We start from the raw sequence: 17,113 nt of genomic DNA, 5'->3' as shown, positions 1-17,113 counted from the left end.
AAATCTTTTAAAAAAGTAATACAACTTGTTTTCTTATCCACAGTTTACAAGATGAATCACCCTAAAGTCAACCCCTTTAACAGCGTTAAATCAACTTATTTTTAGGATTACTCATTTATTTATTGTAATAATCTAAAAAGAAGCTGTTATAGTATAAAAAGAAAACTGTATCACAAAATTATTTTCCCTCTCTCCCTCTCTTATTGATTCAAAATAACGTTTCCCTTTAGCGAATTGATACATCACCTTGAATTATGCTATACATGAAGCTATTTACCATATCACCATTACTATTCCACAAAAATATTTAAACGCTTACATTTCCATTTTTTATAGTACAGTTCCTCTCCCAAACAAAAAAACTGGCCAATCAGCCAGTTTTCATTCTTCATCATTTTCCAGTTCATTTTTTCGATAAAAATCTGCTTTTTGTTGCATAAATGTTTCCGTTAATTCATTAAATTGTTCATAATAACGCAGTACTTTTTCATAACTTTTATTTATTTTTTCAATTTGTTCTTGCAGCTGATCCATTTTCAAAGTTTCATTCGTAAACATTTCATATAATTCTCGATCATAAACTAAACTTTGCCTATATGCTTCATATAACTTCTCATACGTTTCGTAACGTTTGTTCATCGTTTTATGGAGAGTTATGACTTGTTTCTTTATTTCTTCTCGTTCGATTTTATCAATTTGATTTTCCATTTTCATGGATGTTTTTTGAGAAGCTTGAATTTTTTTATGTTCCGCGGCAAGAAATTTTTCTCTTTCCCCAATATTGTCCAACGCCTCTTCTGCTAAAGTTCTAATAGAACCTGATTGCCGCCAACCTAATTCAATAATGTCTTTATATATTTTCTTTTCTTCCTTTTCTAGCTGTGTAATTCGTTCGTGCTGTTCTTCAAATTCATGTTCTTTCTTTACTGACTCTTCTAGTATTCGATACACTTTTTCCTCTGGAGAGACACTGGCCCAACACCCTGATAACACAATGGTTGAGCATAATATAATAGCTAGTATACTCCAATGTTTATTCATCCACCATTTACCTCCCCTTCATAATTTTATTGATGAATTTATTTATGAACAGGGCCCTCGCCTACACGATTTGCTTCGTTATGCATAGGCTATAGTAATCGTTTGGGAAACCCAAATGATCATGTTTCAAAATATTATATATGGAGGTATCACATATGTTCTACGGAGGCTACAATCAAGCTTGTTGTTATCCCGTTGCTCCTTCCTACGGTTATGGTGGCGGCTGCGGTGCAGTAGGAGGATTTGCGTTAATCGTTGTCCTATTCATTTTGCTTATTATCGTTGGCGCTTGTCTATGTTTTTAATATGACTATATGGTGAGATTGGGGAGTTCTTGCTCCCCGCTTCATTTTTATCCTATTTTGTGTATCTATTTCACAATTTCTTGTTCATTTTGTTAAAATGATAACATACATAAAAAAATTGGGGTGCAAAACATGTTAACAACAAAAGATATTATTAAAGAAGGAGAACCTACCTTAAGAAAAGTAGCTGAGGCAGTTCCTCTTCCTGCGTCAGAAGAAGATCAACAAATTTTAGCCCGCCTAATGGAATATGTGCAAAATAGTCAAAATCTAGAACTAGTTCAACAATACAATCTACGTCCCGGAATTGGTCTCGCCGCTCCACAAATTAATGTATCAAAACGAATGATTGCCGTCCATTTAACAGATGGCGAGGGTAAATTATATAGTTACGCCCTCTTCAATCCAAAAATTATTAGTCATTCTGTGGAAAAGGCTTATTTAACAGCTGGTGAAGGCTGCCTCTCTGTGGATCGCGTTGTACCTGGTTATGTTCCTCGGCATGCTAGAATTACCGTAACTGGAACGACACTTGAAGGGGAAGAAGTCAAACTTAGACTAAAAGGACTTGCCGCTATTTGCTTTCAACATGAAATCGACCATCTAAACGGAATTATGTTTTATGATCATATTAATAAAGAAGACCCTTTTAGTATTCCACCTAACTCAATAGCCATCGAAAGGTAGCATGAAACTTCAGCTTCAAGAACTTGACTGGTTAGTAAACTACGAAAACTCCGAGAAACCTCCCTTGCGCTATGCAAGGGGGGCTCTTTTTACATGACACGGTTGATTTTTGGCTCATGTGTGTTACACACAATATTATGTACAAAATATTCAAATAAGCTGCAGTTTCTTTAATCCATGATAAATTCCTTCTTCTCCCACATCTTTTGTTACATAATCCGCATGTTCCTTTACAGTTGAAGCAGCATTCCCCATCGCTATACCATGACCAACGGCTTCTAACATCTCAATATCATTTAGTCCATCCCCAAATGCATAAACATCTTCTAACTGAAACCCAACATGTTCCATAAGAATTTTAATTCCTTCCGCCTTTGAACTATCACTCGGCAGAACATCTGTAGAATATTGATGCCAACGAATAAAACGGAAGGAGTCACAGTGATTGCTAAATCGCTCCTCTTCCTCTTCTGTACAAAATAACAACGCTTGATATATATCATTCTGTTCATAGAAATCCACTTCTACATCAGGATACGGGAATCGCAGACTTCCTAATGCTTTTTCCACTCGTTCATGATTGGCCACACTAGATTTCATTGTTGCTTCATCCATAAAAACAATCGGAGTATGATTATATTTCTCTGCCGTTTCATGCAGCTTTTTAATCTCACTAATCTTTAATGGATTTCGATAGACCACTTCTTTTTCAAACACCACATATTGCCCATTAAAGCTCACAAATGTATCAATATTTAATTCTTCTCGCAACGACTCGAACATAAATGGCGAACGCCCTGTTGCGATGGCCACAAAAACCCCATTATCCTGCAATTGTTTAATCGCCTTTTTCGTCGAGATTGGTAATTTCTTATCATGATCAAGCAACGTGCCATCTATATCGAAGAATACAATTTTCATTCTACCTTCACTTCCTATCCTTTGTTTTCATTATGTAATAAAGTGAAACTTGGGGGGGTTTTACTTCATCCCCCACTGATGGTTAGTCACATTCTACGGTCACTAAGATTTCCGCTTCGCTTCAATCAAGTGACCGTACGAACCTGATTGGTGAAAGCTTACCTTTGAAAATCACAAAGGTAAGTTTCACTGTATCTCACCAATCGGACCTTTACGGGCAGTTGTTCCCCACCTACCTTCCTTGTTCACTCTGAATCTTGAGGTGGGGGTCTTACTGCCCGTTAAGAGTGGGATAATTTTCCCTATTTATCGGCCAATCTGCCATTTCTTTTCTACGTTCATTCAAATTCCCATATTTATCAACGTAATTTATTACCAAAATGACATATGATAATGATGAATAAACCAATCTTATATTTCAAATAGTTGCTATGTCGGCTACCGCTTTTTAGAAAAATACGGCAAGTACTACAAAGAAATATTTACATTATTAAATATTGCTATACAATAATATCAAGGGAGCGTGATCACCATGTTAAAAAAGCTGCGTAAAAAGCTGCTTAAACAATGGAATGATCTTCTTAGAAAAAATCCATCGCCTAAAGTACCTCTATGAATTTGTGTCAACTTAGTCTACTGGTACATTACCTATTTGCGATATTTTTTTAAAACGGTCCTTCTAAAACTTGCGAAGGGCTTCTTCCTTATTGTAAAGTTTTATTTAAGTGTACTTTCTGATGGATTACATATATAAGCGTTTCCAACGATACATATATGTTACACTATTTACGTACAGTTTTATTGATTAGCTTTAATTAACAATAGTCTATCATATCACTCATTATTTAAATAAAATTTTATATGACTAATATGATGTTTAACACGCAGTACAATTAGCTTTCTATTGGTATGATGTTGTAAAACATGAAAAATTTGTTGTTTTTATATATAATGAAACAAGCAATGTAATTAAACGAGGAGAGATTATTATGATTTTTAAGGTATACTATCAAGTAAATATAGCAGAGGTTCCAATTAGAGAAAACACGCAAATTCTTTATGTAGAAGGAAAATCTGTTCGCGACGTCCGTCACAAGTTAAAACAAAAACCCTTTAACGTAGAATACGTGGAAGTTGTTGAAGGAGCTTATTTAGATTATGAAAAACAGCACGAAGATTATAAAGTATTGGAGCTAGGATAATTTATGAAATTTGTCAAAAACGATCAAACAGCCGTTTTCGCATTGGGCGGTCTAGGCGAAATCGGTAAAAATACTTATGCTGTTCAATTTCAGGACGAAATTGTCATTATTGATGCCGGAATTAAATTTCCAGAAGACGAACTTCTCGGTATCGATTATGTCATTCCTGATTACAGCTACTTAGAAAAAAATGTAGATAAAATTAAGGGAGTATTTATTACGCACGGGCATGAAGACCATATCGGCGGAATTCCTTACCTTCTTCGAAAAGTAAACATTCCTGTATACGGTGGTAAACTTGCACTTGGACTGCTTCGTAATAAATTAGAAGAGCACGGTCTATTACGTCAGACAAAATTAATTGAAATTACAGAAGATGAAGTTATTAAATTCCGAAAAACATCTGTTTCTTTCTTCCGTACAACTCACAGTATTCCAGATTCATATGGAATCGTTGTCAAAACACCACCTGGACAAATCGTCCATACAGGAGACTTTAAATTCGACTTTACTCCTGTCGGTGAGCCAGCTAACTTAACAAAGATGGCTGAGATTGGAAAAGAAGGCGTACTGTGCTTATTGTCAGATAGCACAAACAGTGAAGTACCTAACTTCACGATGTCAGAACGTCGCGTTGGCGATACGATTCATGATGTGTTCCGTAAAGTAGATGGGCGAATTATTTTCGCTACGTTCGCTTCAAATATTCACCGCCTTCAACAAGTTGTCGAAGCAGCAGTGGCAAACGGACGTAAAATCGCTGTCTTTGGACGCAGTATGGAAGCAGCTATTACCATTGGACAAGATCTAGGCTATATTACTGCACCAAAAGATACTTTTATGGATGCACAAAGCATCAATAGAATACCAGCTAACCGCGTGACAATTCTATGTACAGGTAGCCAAGGTGAACCGATGGCCGCCCTTTCTCGTATTGCGAACGGAACGCATCGTCAAATTCAAATTATCCCTGGGGATACCGTTGTCTTTTCTTCATCTCCTATTCCAGGGAACACGGTCAGCGTATCTAGAACAATCAATCAGTTATATCGAGCTGGTGCAGATGTCATCTCTGGACCATTAAGTGATATTCACACATCTGGTCATGGCGGTCAGCAAGAACAAAAGCTAATGCTTCGTCTAATTAAACCGAAGTTCTTTATGCCGATTCACGGAGAATATCGCATGCAAAAATTGCACGCTCAACATGCTATCGATTGTGGTGTACCTGAAGAAAACTGCTTTATCATGGATAACGGCGAGGTACTTGCGTTAAGCGAAAACACAGCGCAAGTAGCTGGAAAAATTCCTTCTGGATCCGTTTATATCGATGGAAACGGAATTGGCGACATCGGAAATATCGTTCTACGTGACCGTCGCATCCTTTCAGAGGAAGGATTGGTTGTTGTCGTTGTCAGCATTAATATGAAAGAGTTTAAAATCTCAGCAGGACCAGACATTATTTCTCGTGGATTTGTTTACATGAGAGAATCTGGTGACTTAATCAACGATGCTCAAGCATTAATTTCTAAACACTTAAACAAAGTCATGGAGCGTAAAACAACACAATGGTCAGAAATTAAAAATGAAATTACTGACACACTAGCTCCATTCCTATATGAAAAAACAAAACGCCGTCCAATGATTTTACCAATCATTATGGAAGTGTAATAAAAACCAAAGCCTCTAGCACATTTTAGCTAAAGGCTTTGGTTTTTTGTTATTCTAATCGTTATATATATCGTGAAAAGCATATAAAAAAGCAAGCATCGACTCATAAGCTTGCTTTTTTTATGCTTTTAGACACCACACACTTTTCTTTCAAAACGGCCAATATCTGTATCTGCGCCGACTACAATGAGAATATCACCTGCGTTAATGGCATCGTGAGCCTGTGGAGAAACATTAATGTTAGTTCCCCTTTTAATAGCCACAATATTAAGTCCATAACGAGCTCGAATATCAAGATCAAAAATAGACTTCCCATTCATTTTCTCACTTGCAACAATCTCGACAATTGAATGATCCTCAGAAAGCTCCAAGTAATCTAATATATTATTGGAAACGATATTATAAGCAATTCTACGCCCCATATCCCGTTCTGGATGAACAACTGTGTCAGCCCCAATTTTACGCAAAACTTTCTCATGATAATCATTTTGCGCTTTCACCGTTACATGGTCTACACCTAATTCTTTTAACATCAGTGTCGTTAATATACTAGCTTGGATATTTTCACCGATTGCGACGATGACATGATCAAAATTACTAATCCCAATACTTTTAAGTACATTTTCATCTGTCGTATCCCCTACGATGGTATGTGAAGCAATTTTAGCAAATTCATTTACGCGATCCTCATCTGCATCGATTGCTAAAACTTCCATCCCTTCTTGAGCAAGCGTTCTAACAATACTGCCGCCAAAACGACCTAGACCAATTACCGCAAACACTTTTTTCACTGCCACCCCTCCAAACATCCCTTAGTCGCATTTATTCATATATTACCATTGTTACATCTTAAAAGGTATAAACGAACTGTTATAGCATGACTAAGGACTTCTAAGGGCTTATTCAGCTTGTTCGTTTTCAGCAAGAACACGGTTTACACGTTTCTCAAGCATTTTCATTCCACTTCCACCTGCTTGGAAATGGCGAAGCTTTCCTTCTTTATCAAATACATAATAAGCTGGAACATATTGATTCTCAAAAGCATCATTCAATTTCAATTCACTGTCTACATAAATTGATTGAGTAATATCATGTTCTGCTGCAATTTGTTTAATTTCATCTAAATTTAAATCTTTCTCAGAGCGTGGCATATGTACAGCCACTACATTTAATTTATCTTTATAATTATCTCTAAACTCATTAATTTGCGGCATAGCTTCCTTACAAAGATGACAACTGATTGACCAAAAATGAATTAACGTTGGTTTTTCACCAATCAACTCTGCTTTCGTTACTTCTCCATTTAACCATTCTGTCGCACCATTTAACTCTGGCATTTGATCACGTAATTTCATCGTAAACCCCTCCATCATATACATATTATTGTTTAAAGCGTATATGTTCATCGTTCTTGTTACTCGAACTTGATACACCTATCTTTAAAAAAAGACCTAACTTATAAGTTAGGTCTTACTATTAATAGTCAGTAAATGAAACTTAAAGTGTTTTTTGACCAGGTCTCCAGTTCGCTGGGCAAAGACCACCAGTTTGAAGTGCTTGTAGTACACGTAATGTTTCATCAACATCGCGACCAATATTGTTATGATTTACTACTTGATATTGAAGTTCGCCTTCTGGGTTGATGATGAATAAACCGCGAAGAGCAACCCCTTCTTCTTCAATTAATACACCATACTCACGAGATACAACATGATTTGTATCAGCAGCAAGCGGGTACTTTAACTCACCAAGACCATTGTCTGTACGATCTGTGTTAATCCAAGCTAAGTGAGTGTGAATTGTATCTGTTGATACACCGATTACTTGTGCATCAAGATCTTCAAACTCATCATAACGATCAGATAATGCTGTAATTTCTGTTGGACATACAAAAGTGAAGTCCATTGGATAGAAGAATAAAACTGTCCATTTATCATTTTTAATGTTTTCTTCAAGACTTACTTTTCCGAATTCTTTGTTTGGTAATACTGCTTCCATTTCGAAGCGTGGTGCTTGTTTTCCTACAAAACGTTCTGCCATTTAAATTCCCTCCAATATGTATTCAATTGAGAATGTGAATTAATATTCTCAGTTATTTTTTACCACTGTAGTCTATTGTAGAACCAAATGATGGCAAGGTCAAGAATTTAGCTTATTTTGTCGAATATGCTTCACTTTTTAACAATTATAATTTCATAATTATTACGAATTACCTTTAAATGTAAAGTAATTCACTAGATGGGTAATCGCTAAATCAATCGCTCGTTCATTTGGATTCAGCTTTGCGTGATGCAGTCCATACTCCGATTGGACTCCTAACCAAAACATAAAACCAGGAATCTCTTTTAACATATAACCAAAGTCTTCCCCCGTCATGGCCTCTTTACAATGATAGAAATCTACATCTGCTGCTTCATCAGTAAATTTCATAAACTCTCGTGTTAATTGTTCCTCATTATCCACTTGATAATACATTGAACCATAATCAATTTCCGCTTCACATTCAAAGCCTGCTTTTATTCCCTCTACAAGCGCTCCAATTCGAGCTTTCACCTTGTTCATTGACCCTGCGTTCAACGTTCGAATAGTCCCTTCTAAACGAGCTTCTTCGGCAATAATATTTTGAACGGTTCCTCCCGTAATCTTCCCAATCGTAATAACAGCTGAATCAAGCGGATTCACATTACGAGATACAATAGATTGTAATTGTCCAACTAATTGACAAGCAGCAATTACCATATCATTTGTTTCATGAGGGTATGCAGCATGTCCGCCTTTACCTTTCAGATCGATGAACAATTCAGATGTATTCGCAAATAATAATCCTTCTTTTACAGCAATAGTTCCTACTGGATATTCAGGAGCCACATGCAGCGCAACAATCATATCCGGCTTCCATTTCTGCATCGTCTCTGATTTCATCATAGGTTCTGCCCCGCCAGGTCCTTCTTCAGCAGGTTGAAAAATAAATAACAAATTATCTTCAATAGCATGCTTAGCAAAATGAGTCAGTACACCTAGCCCAATACTCATATGAAAATCATGTCCACACGCATGCATATAATCTTCATGCTGAGAAGCAAACGCTAATTCAGTTTGTTCTTTAATCGGTAAACCATCAATGTCTGCTCGGTATCCTATCGTTTTTCGTGGATTCGTTCCAGCAATTCTCACAAAAATGCCTGTTCGCCACGTTTCAATTTCCATTCGATCATTTTGAATACTTTGCAAATAGTTTAATAAATAGGTTTGTGTTTTAAATTCTTGAAAGCCAATCTCCGGAATTTGATGCAAGTCTCGACGAATGGCAACAAATGGACTTAACTGCGACATGATTCTACTCCCTTTCTATTAAGAAAAGCGCGGATAAAAAATATCCACGCTCTCCCCTGTTTATTGTACGTAAAAATTAAAGTTGACGAAGCTCTTGCAAAATCTCTGTTTTTGATTTTGTTTTTTCATCGATTTCTTTAATAACTCGTGCAGGTACACCTGTTGCTACAGAGTAAGGTGGGATATCTTTCGTTACGACAGCACCAGCTCCAACAACAGAACCTTTACCAATCGTTACACCTTCTAGTACAACAACGTTTGCCCCAATCATAACATCATCTTCTACAACAACTGGCTTTGCAGAAGGCGGCTCAATTACACCTGCTAATACGCTTCCAGCACCAATGTGAGCGTTTTTCCCAACGGTTGCACGTCCACCAAGTGTAGCGTTCATATCGATCATTGTACCTTCACCGATTACAGCACCAATATTGATTGTCGCCCCCATCATAATAACCGCATTGTCGCCAATTTCCACTTGATCGCGAATTGTAACACCTGGCTCAATACGAGCTTTGATTCCTTTTAAATCTAATAAAGGAATTGCTGAGTTGCGACGATCGTTTTCAATTACATAATCTTCAATTTTGCTTCCAGCAGCAGTAAGAGCCGCTTCAATATCCGTCCACTCACCGAAAACAACCCCTGTGTTTCCAGTGATAAATGTTTTAGATTCTGCTCCAAAATCTAAACCTTCTAAATCACCTTTAACATAAACCTTCACAGGTGTTGATTTTTTGCTATTTGCAATAAATGAAATAATTTCGCGTGCATCCATTTTGCTTAACCCCCTAGTTATGTATCCTTACTCGTTTTTAATTTATCAGACAACCGCTCGTAAAACAAGCTGAATCTCTCGAAAAACATAACCTACATATTTTATTCATCAAGAAAACCCTTTCTTTGACAGAAAACGAACGAATAAAGCGATTTTGACCCTCTTAATCTTTCTTATATCATCCCTTGCTCGAGAATATGCTCTTTGACTACTTCTGTAAAAGCTTGCACTTGTTTAAGCTGAAACGCCGATTCATAGCCGCATAGCCACGTATCACGCTCAATCGAATGATTCTGACTATCAAAAAGAGGTATCTTAAAAATATTCGTATCTTTATCATGAAGTGTAATGGCTGGTAAAATCGCATAGCCAATCCCATTAAACACCATTTGTTTACACGTCTCAATTTGATCAACGACAATCGTATTTTTAGGTGTTGTTTGAAATTGTCTATGCCACCAATCTTGAATTTCTTGATAATAATTCGAATCGCTCTTAAACTGAATAAACGGTCGATCTGTCTCAAGCACTTGATCTAGCTCTTTCATTTCCGTGTCCACTAAATACAGCATATCTGTAAATAAATGCTGTTTAACCCCTTTCCAATCAGGAGCTCCACGTATAATACCCACATGAACTTGCCCTTCATAGAGCGATTTTAAAATCTCACTGCTCCAACCCGTTATGAGGGAGATTTTTGCATGCGGATATTTTTGGACAAACTTCTTTAACACTTGAGGCAACCAATTTTGCCCGACAATCGTTGCACAGGCAATTTTCAACGTTCCATACACCTCATGATCCATCGCTTGAATACTTTCGCGCACCTTTTCTTCCTTCTCCCGTACTTCGTTGGCAAATCGAATGACGGCCTCGCCTGCAGGTGTTAGCGACAGTCCCTTTTGTGAACGTAAAAATAATTTGGTTCCCCAATCTTTCTCTATCGTTTGCAGTCGCTGTGACAGTGCTGGTTGTGATACAAATAATCGTTCTGCAGCTTTCCGCATATTCATTTCCTCAGCTAGAACAGATAATAAATGAAATTCAGAAAATGACATTAAACATCCACCTTGATAATTTTCTCTTATGGTTTTATTTAAATTTATCCCACGTTTCATTATCAACAAAGTCGCTTTATAATACAAGCAAAAAGCGTAAGTATAAGATAAACGGCTAACAGATACGTTCTTTGCCTTTCGAAGCGATTAGTGCTGACTTAGAGCTATACACCAAAACATGTCGAAAATGTGATACGTTCTTAACCTCTAAAAAACATAAACAGCCTTTCCTAATCAAGAAAAGGCCGTACATTCTATTATTTCTTTTTTCGTACAAATAGCAACAAGAGAAAACTAATGATACTTAGCAGCAGGACAATAAGATAGACCGTATGTAAAGAAAGGGTCAAACCAGTCTGAAGTACCTCAACAATGTGTTCTGGCAGCTTTGCGCGCGCCTCACTATCGAGCAATTGATTAGCCGTATCTAAAGTCACGTTCTCTTCTGGTTTCGTATGCTCTGTTAAATAAGCTTGAAAGCGGCTATTCAAAACGCCGCCAAGCAAAGCAGCTCCAACCGTATTCCCAACGTTTCGCATAAACATATTTGAGGCGGTTGCAATCCCTCGCTGCTCCCAACTTACTTTATTTTGAATCAATACAATAAATGAGGTAGAGGTTAAGCCCATTCCAACTCCGATAAAAAAGGATCCCATTGCAGCGACAAAAGGCCCTGATTCCGGCTTCATAAAAACGAGTACAATACTTCCGACGATTAAGGATACACCGCCAAGTAACGACGTTTCCTTAAAGCCAATCCTCAGCATCAACCGTCCCGCAAATGCGGACGCAATCGGCCAACCAATCGACATGGCTGTTAATGTAAAGCCAGCAACTGTCGGTGAACGCTCCATAACTCCTTGAACAAATGTCGGGAGAAAGCTGGACAAACCAATCATCATAATGCCTGTTGTTAAAGAAACAATATTAGCAATTAAAATCGCCCGCTCTTGCCAAATATTAAACGGCATCATGGGCTCAGGTGCTTTTTTCTCTTCTCGTACGAAAAAGAAAAAGGCACTAAGAGCAGTGATTGCAAGTATAAAGATAGGCCATGAAATCCATGTCCATCTTACGCCGCCTTCAACGAGAATAATCATAAATGTAGAAATCCCAAGTGTGAGCAGAACAGCACCTTTATAGTCAATATTATGCTTTTTCTTTTCAATATTCTCATGCAGGAAAAACCAAATCCCTATAATTGATAAAATACCTAACGGCACATTTATCCAAAATATTAAACGCCATGTGAGAGATTCAACAATTAAACCACCGAGAGCCGGCCCCATTACAGCAGAAATCCCCCATACGCTAGACAAGTACCCTTGAATCCGCGCGCGCTCTCGCTTATCATAAATGTCGCCGACAATCGTAGTGGCAACAGGTGCTACAGCTCCAGCTCCAAAACCTTGAATAAACCTGTAAATAATCAACTCTGTCATCGTATTGGCGAAGCCGCATAAAATCGAACCGAATAAAAAAAGAATCATACCAAATAAAAAAACCGGTTTCCGTCCAAATAAATCGGATAATTTCCCATAAATCAATACCGTAACCGCATTCATTAATAAATAGCCAGAGAAAACCCAACTGTATTGAGCAAAGCCGCCTAATTCATTCACAATGGCCGGCATAGCCGTCGATACAATCGTTCCTTCAATAGCATTTAAAAACATCGCTAACATAATAGCTGCAAGAATTAACGGTCGCTTTAATGACTTATTTTTCTGTAGTGTATGTTCATCTCGAATCATACCAACACCCTTTCCGGTACAGCTTTACTTATACTACACAATATGTAGAAAAAACTCTGCTCTAAAGTGAAACTTGCATCAGTGGAAGGCCTTCATCCTTCACTGATGGTTAGCCACCAATCGGACCTTTACTACAAAAGCGAGGCCACTGTTTAGCCCCGACAAGCATAAGGCAAAATGCGGCGTGGCGCAGTTTACCACAGAGCATGACAGCTTATTGACCTCGAGGGACTAGGAGATGCAGCTAGATGAGGGCAGTTTTCTCCCCACCTATTTTCTTTGTTTCCGCATAAGCTTGAGATGGGAGTCTTACTACCTTTAAGTGTGGGATAAAATGGATTCACCATCTTATTTGAGCCTAAAAAAGAAAACTAGCCTCCATTGCGGAGGCCAATTTTCATTATCGCTTAAGAGTCCAGCTCTTCTTCATATACATGCTGTAATAATACTTTCCTTGTTATAATACCTTCAAAAACCCCTTCGTCTGTTTCAACACATACAAACGGATGGTCAATTAATAACTCTAACCCCTTCATCACTGAATCCTCTACATGAAGGCGAGGGATATCTCGAATCATAACTTCGGAAACCTTTTTATTTTCAAGATTATCAAATTCAATCCGTTCGAGTCCCAATATGGATTCAAGAATTACAGGTGTACTAATTAATCCATGCAGTTTATACATTGGGTCTAGTACCGGAATCGCCGTATAACCACTTTTTGTTAATACTAAAAGCGCATGTTCAAGATTGTTGGCTACCTGCACGTGGGCGACCCGTTCTGAAGATATCATCAAGTCTTTCACGCTTGAATCCAATAAATTCCCATCATGAGTACCAATCATGTAAAAACTCCTTACCATATGTTATTAAAATTCTCTCTTATTTCTAGTGTAACATAGGTAAGGAGAAATCGCTTCACCAAATATCCTTGATTTCAAATAAATGTAAACGCATTCATCATCCCTTACTTGTTTGTATATTTTTCGCCACATATCGACAATTCGGGCACTCATAAATGACATTCTGATTGGATTGAGCGGTTAACACAGATTCAATATTCCTTTCATCTAAACAACTCGGACACCTTACCATTATTTTATTCATATGACCCCTCCACGTATAGCATTCCTCGATGTTTAATGATTTATGAATAGGCTAAAACAATAGAGAAAAGCACTGCCTTTGAACGGGCGGAGCCTAAAGCTAACATACTCTCACAAGCAATAGCAGCATACACATAGCCTCATAGAAAAAAGCCAACCCTAAAATTAAATCAGGTTGGCTCTTTTAGCATGTACTATTAAGATTGAAGTAAATCAAAGATTTCGATTGTAATCATATCAACATTATCAAATTGATATTTCGAAGACTTCCCTTTTTCGCTGTATACTTCCAGCTCAAACATGTCCGTTTTGCTGAAATATGTAACTTGGCAGATTTTCACTCCATCTATTTCAAAAAAACGTTGAGCAGACTCGGTTTCCTTTGCTTGCTCTTGAAGATTTTTCAATCTGGTAAGAATGCCCTGCAATTGAGACATACTACCACTCCTTTCTAATATAAAACCTTTTCGATAGGTTTCACTATATCATACTTTTCTATCCAATAACCACGACCAAATAAATTCAGAATACTTAAATATTCATTCTTTACATGGCACTATTAACAGAATAAAATAAGGACAAGCATTTGTACATAATAAATTATTATGGAGGCGGCCTAAATGGACACAATTTCTGAACTCGGATTTCGAATTTCGTTAATCGATGGATTCGATTTAAATCGCGAACATCGGACAGGTACATATGTTATACACGATACACCTTTAACAATCGTAGAGACATCAGCAAGTCCTTCTATTCCTCATCTCTTAAAGGGGTTAGCCGAATTAAATATTGATCCTGCAGATATTGCCTATATCATCTTAACCCACATTCATCTAGATCACGCTGGCGGCACTGGATTATTTTTATCACATTGCCCGAATGCAAAAGTTATTGTTCACCCTAAAGGAGCTAGACATCTCGAAGATCCTTCCCGTTTAATTGCAGGTGCCAAAGCTGTCTATGGCAATAAATTCGATGAATTATTCGACCCTATTTTACCTATACCAAAAGAAAAGCTCATCATTAAGCACAATCAAGACACACTGCAATTTGCTAATCAAGCTTCTCTCACTTTTTACGATACGCCAGGACATGCCAACCATCATCTCAGCATCTTTGATTCCACTTCTAAAGGAATGTTCTCAGGAGATACAATTGGTGTCTATTATCGCGACCTAGATGAGGCAGGAATTGAATGGTACATGCCATCTACTTCACCGAATCAATTTAATCCAACAGCGATGTTAGCCGCCATTGATTTATATCGAAGCATCGGGGTTGAACGCATTTATTTTGGTCATTACGGTGTATCTGACAACCCTGAAGAAGTCTACCATCAAATCCAAACATGGCTCCCTATTTATATAGAAGCAGCTGAGAGCGCCTTCCATTCATGTTCAAGTTTTGATGAACAAGTGTCAATGACTCAGAAAATACTGTATGACAAAACACGTGATTTACTAGCAAAACAAGGAATTCCTGCTGACCATCCCGTTTTTGAAATTATAGCGCTCGATTTAGAGGTCTGCTCAATGGGGCTCATCGATTATTTAATGAGAAAACAAAAAGAAGAAAAGATAAGCAAACCGCTTTAAAAGAATAGTTACTTTCTCTATAATAAGAATACGAAATCGAACTGCATATTGGAGGAAGAAAATGAAAGACGTAACTCTTTATACACAACCGGACTGCCCCCCGTGTCAAATTATGAAATTGTTTTTTAACGACAACAACATATCCTATAAGGAAAAAAATATTAAAACAGATAAAACTGCACTTCAAGAGTTAACAAAGAAATACGGATCTTATTCAACACCTACTGTTGTCATAGATGGAAAAGCCATTATCGGCTTTGAACTCGAAGAAATTAAAAAAGAACTACAATTAGATTAGCAAAATTCAAGGCAATCCATACGTATAAACGAAAAAAGTTGAGCCTAAAGTTGTTCATAAACAACCTTTAGAGCTCAACTTTTTTTGTCAACTCTTATAATAAAGCATCATTTTCGTACAAATAACTATAAGATAAATCAAGGAAAACATATTCCTTATTATTAATCGGATAAGAGAACGTTCGAATTGTTTCACCTGTTTCAATATCACTATACAAATCTGATAAAATCCCCGTCTTTTCATTCCTCATTTTAATAATATTTTCTAGGAAATACGGTCTCCAGCTCCAATTGCTATTTAAATAACTCTTTTGAATGAGCCATTCACCATCTTTGTAAAGAATATTGGGTGACGTTTGGTATCCTTGGTCATCACATACATACAATCGAAAACAAACTTTTTCTAATTTATTGGCTAGCACTTTTAGCATTTCTTCATGTGATTCATAACGCTTCTGTACTTTCAAAAACATGTTTATCTCTTCATTGAACCGTTGCGTTTTTTCATAAACAGCTTCTAATTTCTTCGTTTCATATGAGATAAAATTTTGACATTCTTGCTGAAACTTTTCACGTAATTTATGCTTGTCAATAAATAGTAAATCGGGCTTTGATAAAAAGTATCCTTGATAATAGCGCCCTCCATTTTTCCAGGCAAATCGAAGCTGGTATTCTGTTTCGATATTTTCAAATAATAAGCTCGCTCCAATTTTTCTAGCTAACATACTAAGGGAAAATAAAACGACTTGATAAGCATCTCCGCCAGATATACGCATTTGTTCTACATTAACCTTTAGAATATTAGGTGACAGTTGTGCAATCTTATCAAGCTGGCTATGATCCCCTAAATGATCGAAAGCAACCTTAATACCGTACGTTTTATAGTACGCAAGCACGTGCTGCAATGGCTCAAAATTATCGATATCAATAGTGTCAGATAGCTCCAGCACAACACGTGAAAGCTCGTCTAATTCTAAATGTTGTTTCAACGTTTCCATAAATTGCTCGCCATGATCAAACATCAGTAAATTTGGGTCACGGTTAATAAAAATAAGAAATTCTTCTCCGTAATCCTTAATACGTTCTAGTGCTACTTCCAGTAAATAATTATCTACTTCAATTCTATACTCTTCTGGAATGGTCGCATCTTGAAAAAAAGGTCCTAAACTCTTATATTCAGAGTTCTCTTCAAAACGCCCTAATATTTCGTAACCAATAACCTGATGTTGATCCGCACTAAAAATTGGTTGAAAAAACGGAACAACTCGGTCAAGATTCGCCAATATGTTATCTGCATCCATGATGTATTCCCCCTAATCACGAAACATCAATATGCACAAATTATACCATTAGTTTCTATTC

19 protein-coding genes are annotated in these 17,113 nt (G+C 37.1%); 6 read left to right on the top strand and 13 right to left on the bottom strand.

The genetic code is table 11. The features are described 5' to 3' along the window. Nucleotides 1–381 precede the first annotated feature (381 nt). On the bottom strand, nt 382–1,041 hold the full coding sequence (locus ACE199_RS01365) for a YkyA family protein (RefSeq protein WP_375348289.1): 660 nt from the start codon (nt 1,039–1,041) through the stop codon (nt 382–384). A gap of 155 nt (nt 1,042–1,196) precedes the next feature. Between ACE199_RS01365 and ACE199_RS01360 the strand changes: the two genes are divergently transcribed. Together ACE199_RS01360 and def are read left to right on the top strand one after the other, a co-directional pair. Then, nucleotides 1,197–1,346, top strand: coding sequence for a YjcZ family sporulation protein (locus tag ACE199_RS01360; protein ID WP_252294041.1), 150 nt, complete (start codon nt 1,197–1,199; stop codon nt 1,344–1,346). A gap of 132 nt (nt 1,347–1,478) precedes the next feature. After that, nucleotides 1,479–2,033, top strand: coding sequence for a peptide deformylase (def, locus tag ACE199_RS01355; protein ID WP_375348288.1), 555 nt, complete (start codon nt 1,479–1,481; stop codon nt 2,031–2,033). 150 nt (nt 2,034–2,183) lie between these two features. On the opposite strand, the gene ACE199_RS01350 is transcribed toward def, so the two are convergent. Further along, complete coding sequence (locus tag ACE199_RS01350; protein WP_375348287.1) at nt 2,184–2,954, bottom strand: Cof-type HAD-IIB family hydrolase; 771 nt, start codon at nt 2,952–2,954, stop codon at nt 2,184–2,186. A 989-nt stretch (nt 2,955–3,943) separates the two neighbouring features. Between ACE199_RS01350 and ACE199_RS01345 the strand changes: the two genes are divergently transcribed. Both ACE199_RS01345 and rnjA read left to right on the top strand, forming a co-directional pair. Next, nucleotides 3,944–4,156 carry a DNA-dependent RNA polymerase subunit epsilon gene (locus ACE199_RS01345; RefSeq protein WP_127759647.1) on the top strand — a complete coding sequence of 71 codons (213 nt, stop codon included), beginning with the start codon at nt 3,944–3,946 and terminating at the stop codon, nt 4,154–4,156. 3 nt (nt 4,157–4,159) lie between these two features. Then, nucleotides 4,160–5,827, top strand: coding sequence for a ribonuclease J1 (gene rnjA, locus ACE199_RS01340; RefSeq protein ID WP_127759646.1), 1,668 nt, complete (start codon nt 4,160–4,162; stop codon nt 5,825–5,827). Nucleotides 5,828–5,955: 128 nt separating this feature from the next. Here the strand turns inward: rnjA and ACE199_RS01335 are convergent, their stop codons facing one another. The 10 genes from ACE199_RS01335 to ACE199_RS01290 form a co-directional block, all read right to left on the bottom strand. After that, nucleotides 5,956–6,618: a potassium channel family protein gene (locus tag ACE199_RS01335; protein ID WP_375348286.1), complete on the bottom strand. Its 663-nt coding sequence runs from the start codon at nt 6,616–6,618 to the stop codon at nt 5,956–5,958. 108 nt (nt 6,619–6,726) lie between these two features. Then, nucleotides 6,727–7,182, bottom strand: coding sequence for a TlpA family protein disulfide reductase (locus tag ACE199_RS01330; protein WP_127759644.1), 456 nt, complete (start codon nt 7,180–7,182; stop codon nt 6,727–6,729). A gap of 142 nt (nt 7,183–7,324) precedes the next feature. Further along, nucleotides 7,325–7,867 (bottom strand): peroxiredoxin, encoded by a 543-nt coding sequence (locus ACE199_RS01325; RefSeq protein ID WP_127759643.1) that lies wholly within the window; start codon nt 7,865–7,867, stop codon nt 7,325–7,327. A 162-nt stretch (nt 7,868–8,029) separates the two neighbouring features. Beyond that, nucleotides 8,030–9,160: an N-acetyldiaminopimelate deacetylase gene (locus ACE199_RS01320; RefSeq protein ID WP_375348284.1), complete on the bottom strand. Its 1,131-nt coding sequence runs from the start codon at nt 9,158–9,160 to the stop codon at nt 8,030–8,032. Nucleotides 9,161–9,236: 76 nt separating this feature from the next. Further along, nucleotides 9,237–9,938, bottom strand: coding sequence for a 2,3,4,5-tetrahydropyridine-2,6-dicarboxylate N-acetyltransferase (dapD, locus tag ACE199_RS01315; RefSeq protein WP_375348283.1), 702 nt, complete (start codon nt 9,936–9,938; stop codon nt 9,237–9,239). Between the two features lie 173 nt (nt 9,939–10,111). After that, nucleotides 10,112–10,996, bottom strand: a complete 885-nt coding sequence (locus ACE199_RS01310; RefSeq protein WP_127759640.1) for a transcriptional regulator CcpC — start codon at nt 10,994–10,996, stop codon at nt 10,112–10,114. Nucleotides 10,997–11,253: 257 nt separating this feature from the next. After that, nucleotides 11,254–12,750 carry an MDR family MFS transporter gene (locus tag ACE199_RS01305; RefSeq protein ID WP_375348282.1) on the bottom strand — a complete coding sequence of 499 codons (1,497 nt, stop codon included), beginning with the start codon at nt 12,748–12,750 and terminating at the stop codon, nt 11,254–11,256. Between the two features lie 407 nt (nt 12,751–13,157). Next, on the bottom strand, nt 13,158–13,595 hold the full coding sequence (gene cbpB / locus ACE199_RS01300; protein WP_119116136.1) for a cyclic-di-AMP-binding protein CbpB: 438 nt from the start codon (nt 13,593–13,595) through the stop codon (nt 13,158–13,160). Between the two features lie 115 nt (nt 13,596–13,710). Then, nucleotides 13,711–13,857 (bottom strand): hypothetical protein, encoded by a 147-nt coding sequence (locus tag ACE199_RS01295; RefSeq protein ID WP_182480510.1) that lies wholly within the window; start codon nt 13,855–13,857, stop codon nt 13,711–13,713. Between the two features lie 196 nt (nt 13,858–14,053). Further along, nucleotides 14,054–14,293, bottom strand: a complete 240-nt coding sequence (locus tag ACE199_RS01290; RefSeq protein WP_119116135.1) for a DUF1797 family protein — start codon at nt 14,291–14,293, stop codon at nt 14,054–14,056. Nucleotides 14,294–14,476: 183 nt separating this feature from the next. On the opposite strand from ACE199_RS01290, the gene ACE199_RS01285 reads away from it, so the two are divergent. Together ACE199_RS01285 and ACE199_RS01280 are read left to right on the top strand one after the other, a co-directional pair. Beyond that, nucleotides 14,477–15,454: an MBL fold metallo-hydrolase gene (locus tag ACE199_RS01285; protein WP_375348281.1), complete on the top strand. Its 978-nt coding sequence runs from the start codon at nt 14,477–14,479 to the stop codon at nt 15,452–15,454. 61 nt (nt 15,455–15,515) lie between these two features. Continuing rightward, on the top strand, nt 15,516–15,752 hold the full coding sequence (locus ACE199_RS01280; protein ID WP_119116133.1) for a glutaredoxin family protein: 237 nt from the start codon (nt 15,516–15,518) through the stop codon (nt 15,750–15,752). Between the two features lie 94 nt (nt 15,753–15,846). Here the strand turns inward: ACE199_RS01280 and ACE199_RS01275 are convergent, their stop codons facing one another. Beyond that, nucleotides 15,847–17,052, bottom strand: coding sequence for an EAL domain-containing protein (locus tag ACE199_RS01275; RefSeq protein WP_252294016.1), 1,206 nt, complete (start codon nt 17,050–17,052; stop codon nt 15,847–15,849). Nucleotides 17,053–17,113 lie beyond the last annotated feature (61 nt).

It is taken from the genome of Peribacillus sp. Hz7, assembly GCF_042136355.1.
In the GTDB taxonomy this organism is placed as follows: Bacteria; Bacillota; Bacilli; order Bacillales; family DSM-1321; genus Peribacillus; species Peribacillus asahii_A.
The sequence above is the reverse complement of the archived record's forward strand: the minus strand, read 5'-3'. Positions and strand labels throughout refer to the sequence as shown.

What these genes read in the sequence shown, in the direction of transcription:
- ACE199_RS01365 (WP_375348289.1), bottom strand. Translation starts at nt 1,041, where the DNA reads ATGAATAAACATTGGAGTATACTAGCTATTATATTATGCTCAACCATT.
- ACE199_RS01360 (WP_252294041.1), top strand. Translation starts at nt 1,197, where the DNA reads ATGTTCTACGGAGGCTACAATCAAGCTTGTTGTTATCCCGTTGCTCCT.
- def (WP_375348288.1), top strand. Translation starts at nt 1,479, where the DNA reads ATGTTAACAACAAAAGATATTATTAAAGAAGGAGAACCTACCTTAAGA.
- ACE199_RS01350 (WP_375348287.1), bottom strand. Translation starts at nt 2,954, where the DNA reads ATGAAAATTGTATTCTTCGATATAGATGGCACGTTGCTTGATCATGAT.
- ACE199_RS01345 (WP_127759647.1), top strand. Translation starts at nt 3,944, where the DNA reads ATGATTTTTAAGGTATACTATCAAGTAAATATAGCAGAGGTTCCAATT.
- rnjA (WP_127759646.1), top strand. Translation starts at nt 4,160, where the DNA reads ATGAAATTTGTCAAAAACGATCAAACAGCCGTTTTCGCATTGGGCGGT.
- ACE199_RS01330 (WP_127759644.1), bottom strand. Translation starts at nt 7,182, where the DNA reads ATGAAATTACGTGATCAAATGCCAGAGTTAAATGGTGCGACAGAATGG.
- ACE199_RS01325 (WP_127759643.1), bottom strand. Translation starts at nt 7,867, where the DNA reads ATGGCAGAACGTTTTGTAGGAAAACAAGCACCACGCTTCGAAATGGAA.
- ACE199_RS01320 (WP_375348284.1), bottom strand. Translation starts at nt 9,160, where the DNA reads ATGTCGCAGTTAAGTCCATTTGTTGCCATTCGTCGAGACTTGCATCAA.
- dapD (WP_375348283.1), bottom strand. Translation starts at nt 9,938, where the DNA reads ATGGATGCACGCGAAATTATTTCATTTATTGCAAATAGCAAAAAATCA.
- ACE199_RS01310 (WP_127759640.1), bottom strand. Translation starts at nt 10,996, where the DNA reads ATGTCATTTTCTGAATTTCATTTATTATCTGTTCTAGCTGAGGAAATG.
- ACE199_RS01305 (WP_375348282.1), bottom strand. Translation starts at nt 12,750, where the DNA reads ATGATTCGAGATGAACATACACTACAGAAAAATAAGTCATTAAAGCGA.
- cbpB (WP_119116136.1), bottom strand. Translation starts at nt 13,595, where the DNA reads ATGATTGGTACTCATGATGGGAATTTATTGGATTCAAGCGTGAAAGAC.
- ACE199_RS01295 (WP_182480510.1), bottom strand. Translation starts at nt 13,857, where the DNA reads ATGAATAAAATAATGGTAAGGTGTCCGAGTTGTTTAGATGAAAGGAAT.
- ACE199_RS01290 (WP_119116135.1), bottom strand. Translation starts at nt 14,293, where the DNA reads ATGTCTCAATTGCAGGGCATTCTTACCAGATTGAAAAATCTTCAAGAG.
- ACE199_RS01285 (WP_375348281.1), top strand. Translation starts at nt 14,477, where the DNA reads ATGGACACAATTTCTGAACTCGGATTTCGAATTTCGTTAATCGATGGA.
- ACE199_RS01280 (WP_119116133.1), top strand. Translation starts at nt 15,516, where the DNA reads ATGAAAGACGTAACTCTTTATACACAACCGGACTGCCCCCCGTGTCAA.
- ACE199_RS01275 (WP_252294016.1), bottom strand. Translation starts at nt 17,052, where the DNA reads ATGGATGCAGATAACATATTGGCGAATCTTGACCGAGTTGTTCCGTTT.